At 63.2% G+C, this 12938-nt stretch carries 8 protein-coding genes; 7 read left to right on the top strand and 1 reads right to left on the bottom strand.

All coding sequences use genetic code 11. The features are described from left to right. The first annotated feature begins 77 nt into the window (after positions 1 to 77). From AC0L3H_RS08855 to AC0L3H_RS08840, 4 genes are all read left to right on the top strand, one after another. Positions 78 to 1265: an ABC transporter permease gene (locus tag AC0L3H_RS08855; protein ID WP_027155114.1), complete on the top strand. Its 1188-nt coding sequence runs from the start codon at positions 78 to 80 to the stop codon at positions 1263 to 1265. Between the two features lies 1 nt (position 1266). Continuing rightward, positions 1267 to 2085, top strand: a complete 819-nt coding sequence (locus AC0L3H_RS08850) for an ABC transporter ATP-binding protein (protein WP_473585191.1) — start codon at positions 1267 to 1269, stop codon at positions 2083 to 2085. Positions 2086 to 2099: 14 nt separating this feature from the next. Further along, positions 2100 to 3473, top strand: coding sequence for an MlaD family protein (locus AC0L3H_RS08845; protein ID WP_128169027.1), 1374 nt, complete (start codon positions 2100 to 2102; stop codon positions 3471 to 3473). A 109-nt stretch (positions 3474 to 3582) separates the two neighbouring features. Beyond that, positions 3583 to 4203 (top strand): ABC-type transport auxiliary lipoprotein family protein, encoded by a 621-nt coding sequence (locus AC0L3H_RS08840; protein ID WP_473585266.1) that lies wholly within the window; start codon positions 3583 to 3585, stop codon positions 4201 to 4203. A gap of 299 nt (positions 4204 to 4502) precedes the next feature. Here the strand turns inward: AC0L3H_RS08840 and AC0L3H_RS08835 are convergent, their stop codons facing one another. Beyond that, on the bottom strand, positions 4503 to 10337 hold the full coding sequence (locus AC0L3H_RS08835) for a kinesin (protein WP_473585265.1): 5835 nt from the start codon (positions 10335 to 10337) through the stop codon (positions 4503 to 4505). Positions 10338 to 10640: 303 nt separating this feature from the next. On the opposite strand from AC0L3H_RS08835, the gene AC0L3H_RS08830 reads away from it, so the two are divergent. The 3 genes from AC0L3H_RS08830 (at position 10641) to AC0L3H_RS08820 (ending at position 12775) form a co-directional block, all read left to right on the top strand. Beyond that, positions 10641 to 11765 (top strand): pentapeptide repeat-containing protein, encoded by a 1125-nt coding sequence (locus tag AC0L3H_RS08830; protein WP_473585190.1) that lies wholly within the window; start codon positions 10641 to 10643, stop codon positions 11763 to 11765. 220 nt (positions 11766 to 11985) lie between these two features. Beyond that, complete coding sequence (locus AC0L3H_RS08825) at positions 11986 to 12354, top strand: Hpt domain-containing protein (RefSeq protein WP_473585264.1); 369 nt, start codon at positions 11986 to 11988, stop codon at positions 12352 to 12354. Between the two features lie 100 nt (positions 12355 to 12454). Next, positions 12455 to 12775 (top strand): 2Fe-2S iron-sulfur cluster-binding protein, encoded by a 321-nt coding sequence (locus AC0L3H_RS08820; RefSeq protein WP_455840385.1) that lies wholly within the window; start codon positions 12455 to 12457, stop codon positions 12773 to 12775. Positions 12776 to 12938: the final 163 nt, after the last annotated feature.

The raw sequence follows: 12938 nt of genomic DNA, 5'->3' as shown, positions 1-12938 counted from the left end.
CAACAAGCTTGTCGGCAAATCGACAGGTGGGTTCTGTCAGGTTAAACAGATCGGCCCGTCAGGCTAAACAGGACGCCATGTTGACGATCCGCAAACGCGACGCAAGCGGCACGACCGCCAAGGAGGCCGACCACCAGCCGCGCGTTGTGGTCGGCGAGGACGGCGGCGTCCTCGGCTGCGCTTTCTCCGGGACCTGGACGACACGCACCGTGGCGCTCGTCGATGCCGAGATGCGCAAGATCGAGCAACGCAGCGGCTTTCAGACATTGGCGCTTGACCTCTCGCATATCGAGAAGATGGACACCGCCGGGGCCTGGGTGATCGACCGTCTGGTCAGCGCCTTCGAAAAGCAGGGTGTGAAAATCACGATGCAGGGGCAAAGCGAGGTTGCCTCGATCCTGCTCGGCGCCGTCGGCGACGCCGTTCGACGCGAACCTGATTCCGGCATCGTTGGGCCGCCGAACATCGTCATTCGCGCGCTCGAGGCGGTTGGCCGCCGCGTCTATGAGATGCGTGACGATTTCCTGGCCGCGATGAACATACTGGGCGCCACGATACGCGGCGCGCAGATGAAGCTTGGCCGCGGCCATGCGGTCAATCCGGCGGCGATCTTCAACCAGATGGACCGCATGGGCGTCGGCGCCATCCCGGTGGTTGTGCTGATGTCGGCCATCGTCGGGGCGATCGTCGCCCAGCAAGGCGCCTATCAGCTCAGCTATTTCGGCGCCGATATCTTCGTCGTCGACCTTGTCGGCGTGCTGATCCTGCGCGAGCTCGGCGTGCTGATGACTGCGATCATGATCGCCGGCCGTTCGGGCAGCGCCATCACGGCTGAAATCGGCTCGATGAAAATGCGCGAGGAGGTCGACGCGCTGAAGGTCATCGGGCTCAATCCGATCGGCGTTCTGGTGTTTCCGCGGCTGGTCGCGCTGGTGATCGCACTGCCTTGCCTGACGATCATTGCCAATTTCGCCGCACTCGGCGGCGGCATACTGGCGGCATGGCTCTACTCCGACATCGCACCGGCCGCCTTCATCGACCGGCTGCGCGTTGCCATCGATCTCAGCACCATCTTTGCCGGGCTGATCAAGGCGCCGTTCATGGCCATGATCATCGGCACGATCGCCTCGGTCGAAGGCATGAAGGTCGGCGGCAGCGCCGAATCGCTCGGGCAGCACGTGACTGCTTCGGTGGTGAAGTCGATCTTCGTGGTGATTATCCTCGACGGGCTTTTCGCCATGTTCTACGCAGCGATCGAGTTCTGACATGGCGCTGCTTGGCACAAAGCCGACCACGACTACGCAAAGGGCCGACGAGGACGAGATCGTGCTTTCTGCGCACGACGTCACCGTCTCCTTCGGCGACAAGGTCATTCTCGACAAATTGTCGCTCCATATCCGGCGTGGCGAAATTCTCGGCTTCGTAGGCGCCTCCGGCGCCGGCAAGTCGGTTCTGCTGCGCACCATTCTCGGCCTGGTGCACAAGCAGTCGGGAGCGATCAAGCTGTTCGGCGTCGATGTCGAAAAGGCGAGCGAGAGGGAGCGCCTTCGCATCGACATGCGCCTTGGCGTCCTCTTTCAGCACGGCGCGCTGTTTTCGGCGCTCACGGTGCTCGAAAACGTGCAGGTGCCGATGCGCGAATATCTCGATCTGCCGAAAAAGCTGATGGACGAGCTGGCGATGCTCAAGGTCGAACTGGTCGGGTTGCCGCCGGATGCGGCGCAGAAATTCCCGTCCGAGCTTTCCGGCGGCATGATCAAGCGTGCGGCGCTGGCGCGCGCGCTGGCGCTCGACCCCGAGATCGTGTTCCTGGACGAGCCGACATCCGGCCTCGATCCGATCAGCGCGGCTGAGTTCGACGAACTGGTCGTCAAGCTGCGCGATACCATGGATCTGACCGTATACATGGTCACGCACGATCTCGACACGCTGTTCACCGCTTGTGATCGGGTGGCCGTGCTCGGCAACAAGAAAGTGCTGGTCGAAGGCACGATCGACGACATGCTCAAGAGCGAGGAACCCTGGGTGAAATCCTATTTTCGCGGAAAACGTGCGCGGCAACTTGATCTTGCGGCCCGCGCGTAGCCATAAGTGGATAAATGGAAACCAGAGCCAACTACGTCATTGTCGGCATTTTCACGCTAGCCGCGATCCTGGCGGCATTCGCGTTCGTCTATTGGACTGCCGCGATCGGCGACAGGGGTGAGACGGCGATGCTGCGGGTGCGCATTCCGGGATCGGCTTCCGGCCTCGGCCGCGGCAGTTTCGTGCTGTTCAACGGCGTCAGGGTCGGGGATGTCAGGCGCGTCTATATCGACCCCGCCAATCCGAACGACGCCATAGCCGAAGCCGAAGTAGGCCGCACGACGCCGATCACCAAATCGACGCAGGCCGATATCGGGATCGTCAGCCTCGCCGGCCAAGCGAGTATCGAGCTCAGGGGCGCTGACCCCAAGGAAGTCAACCTTCTCGACCAGGCGGAGCAGGAGGGCCGCGTCGCCGAGATCGTCGCCAACCCGTCGGCGGTCACCAACCTGTTGCAGACGGCGCAGAACATCTTCACCCGCGCCGATACGGTTCTCTCCCAGCTCGAAGGCTTCACCAGCGACGTTCGCGGGCCGCTGACGCAGACCGTTAACAATGTGCAGACCTTCTCCGATGCGCTGGCCAAGAACTCTGACGGCATCGACAAATTCCTCGCCAGCGTCAGTTCGCTGTCGGAGGAACTGAGGGGCGTCTCGGGCAAGCTTGACGGCACGCTGAAGGCGGCGGAAGGGCTGCTCAACGCCGTCGACAAGGATCAGATCAAGAGTATTGTCGCCAATGTCGATACGGTGACCGAGAACCTGAAGGAAACCAGCAAGCAGTTCGACACGGTCGTCAGGAATGTCGACACCGCGGTGGGGTCGATCAACGATTTCGCCCAAAGGACGCAAGGCACGCTGGCCAAGGTCGACGGCGTTCTCGACGGCATCGATCCGGCACAGGTCCGCACCGCGCTGGCCAACATCCAGAAGGCCAGCGAAAACGCTAACGAGGCTGCCGCCGACATCGCCAAGGTGACCAACAAATTCGCCAACCGGGCCGACGATATCGACCAGACGATCAAGGATGCGCAGCAGCTCGCGGAGCGCCTCAACGACGCTTCGGTGCGTGTCGACGGCATCCTCGTCAAGGTCGATACATTGCTCGGCTCAGGCCAGGCCGACGGCATGATAGCCGATGCCAGGAATACCCTGAAATCGTTCAAGCAGGTCGCCGACACGCTGAACGCCCGCCTCGGCACCATCACCGACAATCTGGCGCGATTCTCCGGCCAGGGCCTGCAGGACGTCGAAGCGCTGGTCCAGGACAGCCGTCGTTCGATCAACCGCATCGAAGAGGCGGTGACGGATCTCAGCCGCAATCCGCAGCGAATCCTGTCAGGCGGCGAAGGTGAGGTTCGGCAATTCGATGGCAGGGTGCGGCGTTGACTTCGGCTTTCGCCGGCCCCAAGAACGGCAGGCAAGTACGCTGCGGGTGCGATTTGCTCATTCGATTCGGGGACAACGGGGATCGCGTGTGAAGTCGGTCGTGCTTAAATTGGGCGTGCTTAGATTGGGCGGGGTGAAAGCGGGCGGGCCCACTGCGGGTGTGGCATTGCTTGCGCTTTCGCTGGCCGGCTGCGCGTTTTTGCCGGGCGGCGGGCCGGCGCCCCTGGACACATTCGAACTGTCGGCGCCGTCGCTCGATGCGCGCGGCCGCGGCCGCCAACAAATCCTCATCGCCCAGCCTTCGGCGCTCAAGGCGCTGGACAGCCAGAACATCGTCATCAAGCCGTCGGTGCGCTCGATCCAGTACCTCAAGGGAGCGCAATGGGCCGACCGGCTGCCGCTGATCGTGCAGGCGCGGCTGGCCGAGACATTCCAGCGCTCGGGCAGTTTCGCCGGCGTCGGCAAGCCGGGCGAGGGCCTGGCGATCGACTATCAGGTGATCGTCGAGGTCCGTTCCTTCGAGGTCCGCGTCGACGGCGGCCAACACGCCGAGGTCGAGCTGTTCGTGCGGATATTGAACGACCGCAATGGCGAGGTGCGCGCCTCCAAGAGCTTCAACGCGACCGCGCCCGTCTCGGGCAGCGGCAACCAGGCCTATGTCGATGCGCTCGACAGGGCGTTCGGCGCTGCCGCCAAGGACATCGTCCGCTGGACCGATTCGGTGATCTGACCACAGCCGTGCACTCAATTGTCGCAGCCGGAGCCGCCCCTCATCCGCCTGCCGGCACCTTCTCCCCGTATAGTGACGGGGAGAAGGGGTCGGCTGCAACCTCGGCACCCTTTCTGCAACGCTGAAGATTGGCGAAATCCTCGGTGAAGGCGTCCTTCTCCCCGTCACTATACGGGGAGAGTGCCCGGCAGGGCAATGAGGGGCGGCGCCAACGCCGGTAACGGTGTGAAATTCAAATCCGAAGCGATTGCCCTAAAAGGCGGGAGTTTCCCGCCTTTTTCCGTTCGCTTATCGTCTGATCAATGCAGGCGGCCACTGGCGTGGGCAAGCATCGTATAGACCTTGCCGGTGTCCGACGTCAGGTAGGTCTGCGCCATCATGTTGTCGCGGTCGTTGCGCGACACGTCCTTGAGCAGCTTTTCGAAATCGTCACAGTAACGGTCGACGGCGGCGCGAAATTCCGCCTCCATCTGATATTTGCGCCGAATCTCGTCGAACGTCTGCTGTCCCTTCAGCGTGTAGAGACGCCGGGTGAACACGTCACGCTCGCCGCTCCGGTAGCGGTTCCACAGTTCGATCGAGGCGTCGTGATCGATGGCGCGGGCGATGTCGACGGAAAGCGAGTTGAGCGACTCCACGACATGAAGCGGCGAGCGCTGGGCAGGGGCTGCCGAGCGTGGCGCTTCCGAAGGTGCTGCTGGCTTGGCGGCCTCTTCGCGCGATGCCCCGGTCAAGAGATCGCGCACCCAGCCGCCCTGCGGCGCGCGGCCATTAGGGTCGCGCTGGCGCGGCGCCGTCTCCGGCGGCCGTTCCAGGTCGCCGCGCAGTGCGGTGTCACCCGACGGCGCCTGCGGGGCAAGAGGTTCCGGGGCCGGAGGCCGGCGCAGCGGCTCAGTGGCGCGCGGGGCAGGCGCCTGTTGTGCCGGGCGCAGGTTGCGCGGCTCCGAAGAGTCGGTGTTGCGGCCAGATTTCACAACGATATCAGATAGTTCCTTCAGGGCGTTGATCTGCTCGGAAACGGCACGGCGGATGGCCGTGGTCGATTCCTTTGCCTCTTCCGGCATCTCGATGACACCCTTCTTGAGCTCGGCGCGGGTAAGGTCGAGCTCGCTCTTGATCGAGCTGGCGGTGCGTCGCATCTCCTCGGTCGCGTCGGCAAAGCGCTTGGTTGCCGAATCGACGACGTCGGCAATGGAGGTACGGATCTTGTCCGCCGACTCCAGCGTCTTGCCTTCGGCGTTCTGCAACGTCTGGCCGACCAGATCCTCGAACGAGCGCATGACTTTTTCGAGATCCTCCGACTTCTTGACCAGGCCGACGGCGAGGTCCTCCAGCGACGACTGCCTTTCCAGCGTGTGTTCGAGGTTGCTCTGGGCCGAGCTCAACAGGTCCGAAGCACTCGACAGCAATCGGCTGTGCTCGTCGAACTTGGTGGCGATCGAGGCAACCTCGCGCAAGGTCGAGGACGACAGCTCGGTAAGCCGTGTCGTGTTCGAATCGACCAGACGCGCAGAGCTGGCGAAGGTCTGAGCGGCTTTTTCCGTGGTCGCCGCAAAGCTTTGCGTGCTGCCGGTCAGGCGTTCGTCGACCTGGCCGAGATTGGCCGCCGCCTGTTCGATGAGCTGGCCGAGCTGTGCGCTCGAGGTGCTCATGCGGCCGATGAGGTCGGCGACGCTGTCGGCGAGCGTCGAGCGCGCCCCTTCGACGGCCGACAATGTTTCGGCCGTGCGGCTGGCGAGCGCGTCGACCAAGGCGGCGTTTTCGCTGCGCAGCTTCTCGGTGGCGCGTTGGGTCACCTCTTCCATGCTCTTTTGAAGTTCCGAGCCGCCGTGGGCGAAGCGCTCGACCAGGGGCCGAGCCGTTTCATCGAGGATTTTCGAGATCTCGGCCGAACGTGCCGCAAGCATGGTGTTGAGTTCGCGGGTGTTGGTGCCGATGGTCTTGGCGGCGTCGTTGGTGCTCTGGCCGATATGCTGGCCGACCGCAGTGAAGGTTTCGGCGATCGAGTTGGCGCGCGAAATGAGCTGCGCCTCGGCGGTCGAAACCTGCTCGTTGAGCTTCTGGCCTATCGTTTCGGTGGTGTTGACCAGACGGTTTTCGACGCCGGCAACCTGTTCCTCGACGCGAGCCGCCGCGGCCGCCGCGCTGGAGGCCAGGCGCTCGTCGGCGCCGGCGAGCGCCTGCTCGATCTCACGGGCGTGGACGGCCAGGTCCTGCCCGGTCTGCTTTGCACGTTCGGCAACCCGCTGCTCGGTGCTGGCGAAGGCCCCGACGATGTTGTCGGCATGTTCTCCGATCGTCGACGTGCTGTCGGCGATACGCGACACCAGGCGGTGATCCGCCTCATCGAAGATGCGGCCGATCTCGGACGCGCGGGCCGACAGCGCTTCCGAACCTTCGGCGATGCGCGAGATCAGCTGCTGGTCGGCGGCATCGAAAATGCGGCCGAGGTCCGATGCGCGCGTTGCGAGCGCTTCGGCCGATTCGCCGATGCGCACGCTGAGCCGTTCGTCGGCGCCTTCGAAATTGCGCAGGATGTCGCCGGCGCGTTCCGCCAGCGACTGCGCCGTTTCGACCGCGCGGGCAACCAGCTTCTGGTCCGCCGCATCGAATGTACCGGCGATCTCGCTGGCACGGGCAGCCAACTGGTCGGCCGTCTCCTGGGCGCGCGCCAGCAACGAGTTCGAGGTGTCGTCGACGCGGGCCATGATTGCGCTCGATGCACCCTCCGCCCGGGCAACGAGCGCGCTCGACGTGTCTTCGGCACGTGCGGCGAGGCGGCGATCCGCTTCCTCGAAGGTGCGTGCGATATCCTCCGCCCTGGCGAGCAGGGCAGCAGAGGTCTGCTCCGCCCGTTCGGCGATCTTGCGATCGGCGTCACTGAAAGCCGCGCCTGCCTGCTCATGCAGTGCGCTGGTAACTTCCATGACCTTTTCGCGCAGCGCTCCGGCAACGAAGACGGCGCTCTTTTCGAGCACGTTGCGGACGTTGTCGACGCCGGTCGACAGCGCGCGCTCCATGGTCCCGGCACGCTCCTCGATGATGCCGGTCTGGCGGCTGAACGCCTGCTCGATTTTTTCGACGTCGGCGGCAATGGCGTCCGAGATGTCGGTGCTCCTGGCGGCGATCTGGTCGATATGGCCGGACAGGGAACGGTCGACTTCCTTGCGCGTGTCGGCGAGCTTGGAGAGGTCGTCCTCCAGCGCACGGGTCAGCGCGTCGCGGCCTTCGGTCAGCTTGCCGACGTGCCCGGCGATGATGTCGTCTATGTCGCTGCGGCTGGCTGCAATTTTCTGCAGGTCTGCTTCCAGCGCACGTCTGAGGATGTCGCGGCCTTCGGCCAGCTTCTCGACCTGGCCGGAAACCAGCCCGTCGATGCTCGACCGGCCTTCCGCCAGCTTGGCGAGATCGTCTTCGAGCGCCTTGGACAGGATCGAGCGGTCCTGGATGAGCTTCTCGGCGTGGCTGTTCACAAGACCGTTGACGCTGCCGAGGTCGGCCTCCAGCGCCCGCGCAAACTCTGCGCGATTGTCGGTCAGCTGCTGAGACTGGTCGGCGACGACACCCTTGATGGTGTTGAGGTCTGCTTCCAGCGCACGTCTGAGGATGTCGCGGCCTTCGGCCAGCTTCTCAACCTGGCCGGAAACCAGCCCGTCGATGCTCGACCGGCTTTCCGCCAACTTGGCAAGATCGTCTTCGAGCGCCTTGGACAGGATCGAGCGGTCCTGGATGAGCTTCTCGGCGTGGCTGTTCACAAGACCATTGACACCGCCGAGATCGGCCTCCAGCGCCCGCGCGAACTCTGCGCGATTGTCGGTCAGCTGCTGAGACTGATCGGCGACGACACCCTTGATGGTATTGAGGTCGGCTTCCAATGCGCGTCTGAGCAGGTCGCGGCCTTCGGCCAGCTTCTCGACCTGGCCGGCAACCAGCCCGTCGATGCTCGACCGGCTTTCCGCCAATTTGGCGAGATCGTCTTCAAGCGCCTGGGACAGGGTCGAGCGGTCTTCCACAAGCTTTTCCGACTGGTCCGATATAACGCTTTTGATCGTGTTGAGATCGGATTCGAGCGCGCGCTTGAGAATGTCGCGACCCTCGGCCAGTTTCTCGACCTGCCCGGTGACCAGCCCATCGATGCTCGACCGGCTTTCCGCCAATTTGGCGAGATCGTCTTCGAGCGCCTGGGACAGGGTCGAGCGATCTGCGGCGAGCCTGTTCATGTGATCGGAGATAAGGCCGTTCACGCTCTGCAGGTCGGTTTCCAACGCCTTCGAGAGATGATCACGGTCTTCCGCCAGCTTTTCCGACTGGCCTGATAGGACCTCCTTGATCGTGTTGAGATCGGATTCGAGCGCGCGCTTGAGGATGTCGCGACCCTCGGCCAGTTTCTCGACCTGGCCGGCAACCAGCCCGTCGATGCTCGACCGGCTTTCCGCCAGCTTGGCGAGATCGTCTTCGAGCGCCTTCGACAGGATTGAACGGTCCTCGGCGAGCCTGTTCATGTGATCGGAGATAAGGCCATTCACGCCCTGCAGGTCGGTTTCCAACGCTCGCGCCAGTTGACCACGATCTTCCGCCAGCTTTTCCGACTGGTCTGATAGAACGCTTTTGATCGTGTTGAGATCGGATTCGAGCGCGCGCTTGAGAATGTCGCGACCTTCGGCCAGTTTCTCGACCTGGCCGGTGACCAGCCCATCGATGCTGGACCGGCTTTCGGCCAGCTTGGCGAGATCGTCTTCGAGCGCCTTCGACAGGATTGAACGGTCCTCGGAGAGCCGGTTCATGTGATCGGAGATAAGGCCATTCACGCTCTGCAGGTCGGTTTCCAACGCCTTCGAGAGCTGACCACGGTCTTCCGCCAGCTTTTCGGACTGGCCTGATATGACCTCCTTGATCGTGTTGAGATCGGATTCGAGCGCGCGCTTGAGGATGTTGCGGCCTTCGGCCAGCTTCTCGACCTGACCGGCGACCAGCCCGTCGATGCTCGACCGGCTTTCCGCCAATTTGGCAAGGTCTGCCTCGAGCGTTTGCGAAAGCAGGCTGCGATCGTCGGCGAGCCTGCCCGAATGGTCCTCGATCAGGCCTCGGATGCCCGACAGGTCGTCTTGGAGCGAACGCGAAAGCTCGCTGCGGTCTTCCGCCAGTTTGGCGGAATGGGTCTCGATGAGACCCTTGATGCCGACAACGTCGGTTTCCAACGCCTTGGCGAGCAAGGCGCGACCTTCGGCGATCTTCTCGACCTGGCCAGCGACCAGGCCGTCGATGCTGGCGCGACTGTCGGCCAGCTTGCCGAGATCGGCATCGAGAGCGCGTGAAAGGATGCTGCGGCCTTCGGCAAGCTTGCCAACATGGCCGGCAACCATTTCGTCAATGATCGTGCGGGCTTGTACAAGTTTTCCAGAGTCTTCGTTCAAGGCCTGCGAAAGCCTGTTGCGGCCCTCTTCGAGCCGTTCGAGATGGCTGCCGAGCGACGCATCGATGGCGGCGCGCGACTCATTGACCTTGCGCAGATCCTCCTCCAGGGCGCGCGAGATCAGGTTGCGGCCTTCGGAAAGCTTCTGCACCTGGTCGGTGACAGCCGCGTCGATGCCGGCGCGGCTTTCGGCGAATTTCTCCAGATCGGCCTGCATGGCCGCCGTCATGTGTTCGCGGCTTTCGGAAAGCTTGCGGCTGTGGTTCTCGACAGCCTCCTCGATGCCGACGCGGGCATCGGCAAGCCGCTGGATGTCGGCGTCGAAGGCGCGCGACACCACATGACGGGCCGCTTCCATGCGGCCGGCGAAATCGCCGGCGCGTGCTTCGAGCATCGACGAGGTCGACGAAACGATGTCGGCCATGTCGGCGCCGATCTGGGTCTTGCCCTGATCGATCATCGCCGAAAGCGTCTCCTTGCTCTCCTGGAAGGTATGGGCGATTTCGCGCGCGCGCTCGACCAGGGTCTCGTTGATCTGGCGTGCGCGGGCCTCGAGCGCGGCGTTGAGCTTTTGGGTGCCGGTGTCCAGCGCTTCGGCGCGGGTCTGGAACTCACTGATCAGCACCTGGCCGCGTTCGGCCAGTGTCCGCTCGATGCCGTCAAGGCTGGCTTCAAATTCGGAGTTGAGCGTGCGTGCGGCGCCGCCGAGCAGCGACACCATGCCGGAGGTCCGATCGTCGAGCAGATCGGTCAGCGACCGGGTGAGGCCGTCGGTCGTCTCCGTCAGCTTGGCAATGCGTGTGTCGAGAAGGCTGGCGAAGGCTTCGCCGGAGGTCGACAGCCGGTCAGTGATGGATTCGAGCCGGCCTTCCACCGAATCGAAGATAGACAGCGAGCTTTGGTTGATCCTGTCGATCAACGTGTCGCCGGAATTGGTGATGGTCATCGACAGGTTGGTCGAGGCGTTGAGGATGCTGTCGCGAATGATGTCACTGGCAGCCCCGATTTCGTCCTTCAGCGTCTCATGCGCGCCGGTGATCGAGGCGCGCACGCGTTCGGCGTGGGTGACCACCGCTTCGCGCTCGCTGCCCAGCCCGTCGACAAGCGAGCGGATGCGGGATTCATTCTCCGAATAGGAGCGCTCGATCTGGTTGACCTCGCTGTGGACCAGGGTTTCGAGCTCGACGGCACGTGCAAGCGTGCGCTCGATGCCTTCACCCATGGCCGCAACCTCGCGGCGCACGGCTTGCCCGATCATCATGACGCGATCCTGGGCGATTTGCTCCGGCTCGGTCAGGCGGAAAGCCACTTCCGTCATCGACTGAGCGGCGATGCGCATCTCCTGCGCGCGGCGGATCATGGCTGCAAACGCCCAGAACAGGAGGACGGGCAGGATCGCAGCGATTGCCAGGCCAATCAGTTCGGGACGGGCGAAAAACTGGCCGGGCGTGCGGATTTGCCAAATGCCTGGGCCAAACAGCAGGTTTGCCAATGCACCGGCGCCCGCGACCCAGGCGAGCGAAACGAGCGCCACGACCCAGTAGATCGTGTTCGAGGCACGCCGATTGAGGGTGTGCAGCAGCGTCTTGTAATCTTTTTGACGAGGATCGTTGGCCGGCGTGAAGCCGGCCGACTGCGTGCCATTGCGCGTTTCAACGGGGCGCGTTTCAACAGGGTGCGTCTCAAAAGGGCGCGTTTCAACGGGGCGCAGCTCAGCAGGGCGCGGTTCAGCCGGCCTGGCGTTTGCCGCTTCTCTCTGGTCCTGGGCGTTCTGGTCCTGATTGGCGGCAAGCTCGGCATTCTGGCTCTGGTTGACGACAGGCTCGGCATTCTGATTCTGGTTGGCGACAGGCTCCGCATCCTGGTTCTGGTTGGCCACAGCCTCGGCATCCTGGTCACGGCCCTCGCGTGCCAACTCGTCGGCGGCCTGCGATATCTGCGCTTCCAGATCCTCCATCGACGCGGCGATGTCGAGGTCGCCGCCGGCATCGCCGTTCAGATCGATTTCAAGTGCTTTTTCGAGTTCCCTGGCTACGTCGTTGTCGAGCGTTCTTGTCGTCGTTGTTTTCTTCGCCATGCCTTCGCTACCCTGTACAAGCTGCCGCGGGACTTGTTGATTTTGCTTTTCGTGTCCCACGCAAGAGGCTGAAAATGGACCTTTCGTATCGTAATGACACACCGGGGTAAAGAAAACATGCATTCGGTGCGATGCGTAAAACTTTAAATATAAGGTTAACAGAACTGTGATTCCGGCGCCGCTATCGCAACATTTTTTCGGGCCAATCATTAACCCGTCGTCCACAGGATGGGCCTATTTTTTTGGCGGCTGCCTCGTTTTTTGGCGGCTGGAAGAACGGAGTTGCAGAGTCATGCGTGGCGAAAACGGCATTGCCTTCTCGATGCCCGGCGGCGATGTGTCGGGAACGGCCGGGTCGCGGCCCGTGGACCTGGCGCATCTGGCGCGCCAGACGATGGGCGACCGCAGCCTCGAACAGGAGGTGCTGGCGCTGTTCGTGCAGCAGGCATTGTCGGTTCGCGACAGGATCGTCGACGCCGATGTGAAGCAAAGACTGCTCCTGGCGCACGGGCTGAAAGGCTCGGCGCGCGGCGTCGGCGCCTTCGCTGTTGCCGATTGCGCCGGCGCGATCGAACTTCAACCTGAAGATATCAATACCCTCAAGCGGCTTGGCTCCCTGATCGAAGAAGTCCGCGATTTCGTCGCCGCCATCAGCCGTTAAACCCATTTCCGAAAAAAACGGCATAGAGCGACGCTTTCGCGCCGCAGTTGACTTGTCTGCGGGAGTGATTATCTCGGCTGGGACTCCCTTCAGGTGACAAATGACCAAGCTGACCTTCATCGCCCATGATGGCACACATTTTGACGTGGATGCCGAAAACGGCTCGACCGTCATGGAGAACGCGATCCGCAACGCCGTGCCGGGGATCGAGGCCGAATGCGGCGGCGCTTGCGCCTGCGCGACCTGCCATGTCTATGTCGATGAGGCATGGGCGGCGGAGGTCGGCGAGCCGGAAGCGATGGAAGAGGACATGCTGGACTTCGCCTACGACGTCCAGCCGAACTCACGGCTCTCCTGTCAGATCAAGGTGCGCGACGCTCTCGACGGCCTGGTTGTGCGCGTGCCCGCCCGCCAGGGCTGAAGCGTGGAGGCTTAAGCGGGGGATATAGCCGATTTTTCCGGCGCCGGCTTGGCAGCGGGCCAATGGTCATGCAGTGTCGCGCCGTTCTCTACAGCGCCGCACGATCCCTGGACCACGCAAAGCACGCTGTAGCACGGTGATTTGGCGCAGGATCCCCGGCGAG

The organism is Mesorhizobium sp. WSM4816 (assembly GCF_055811535.1).
Note: the sequence above shows the minus strand (reverse complement) of the source record. Positions and strands in the feature narration are given on the sequence as shown.

Bases quoted from the DNA above. Each gene is read 5' to 3' on its own strand.
- AC0L3H_RS08855 (WP_027155114.1), top strand. From the start codon at position 78: ATGTTGACGATCCGCAAACGCGACGCAAGCGGCACGACCGCCAAGGAG.
- AC0L3H_RS08845 (WP_128169027.1), top strand. From the start codon at position 2,100: ATGGAAACCAGAGCCAACTACGTCATTGTCGGCATTTTCACGCTAGCC.
- AC0L3H_RS08830 (WP_473585190.1), top strand. From the start codon at position 10,641: ATGCGCGCCGGTGATCGAGGCGCGCACGCGTTCGGCGTGGGTGACCAC.
- AC0L3H_RS08820 (WP_455840385.1), top strand. From the start codon at position 12,455: ATGACCAAGCTGACCTTCATCGCCCATGATGGCACACATTTTGACGTG.
- AC0L3H_RS08835 (WP_473585265.1), bottom strand. From the start codon at position 10,337: ATGGTGTCGCTGCTCGGCGGCGCCGCACGCACGCTCAACTCCGAATTT.
- AC0L3H_RS08850 (WP_473585191.1), top strand. From the start codon at position 1,267: ATGGCGCTGCTTGGCACAAAGCCGACCACGACTACGCAAAGGGCCGAC.
- AC0L3H_RS08825 (WP_473585264.1), top strand. From the start codon at position 11,986: ATGCGTGGCGAAAACGGCATTGCCTTCTCGATGCCCGGCGGCGATGTG.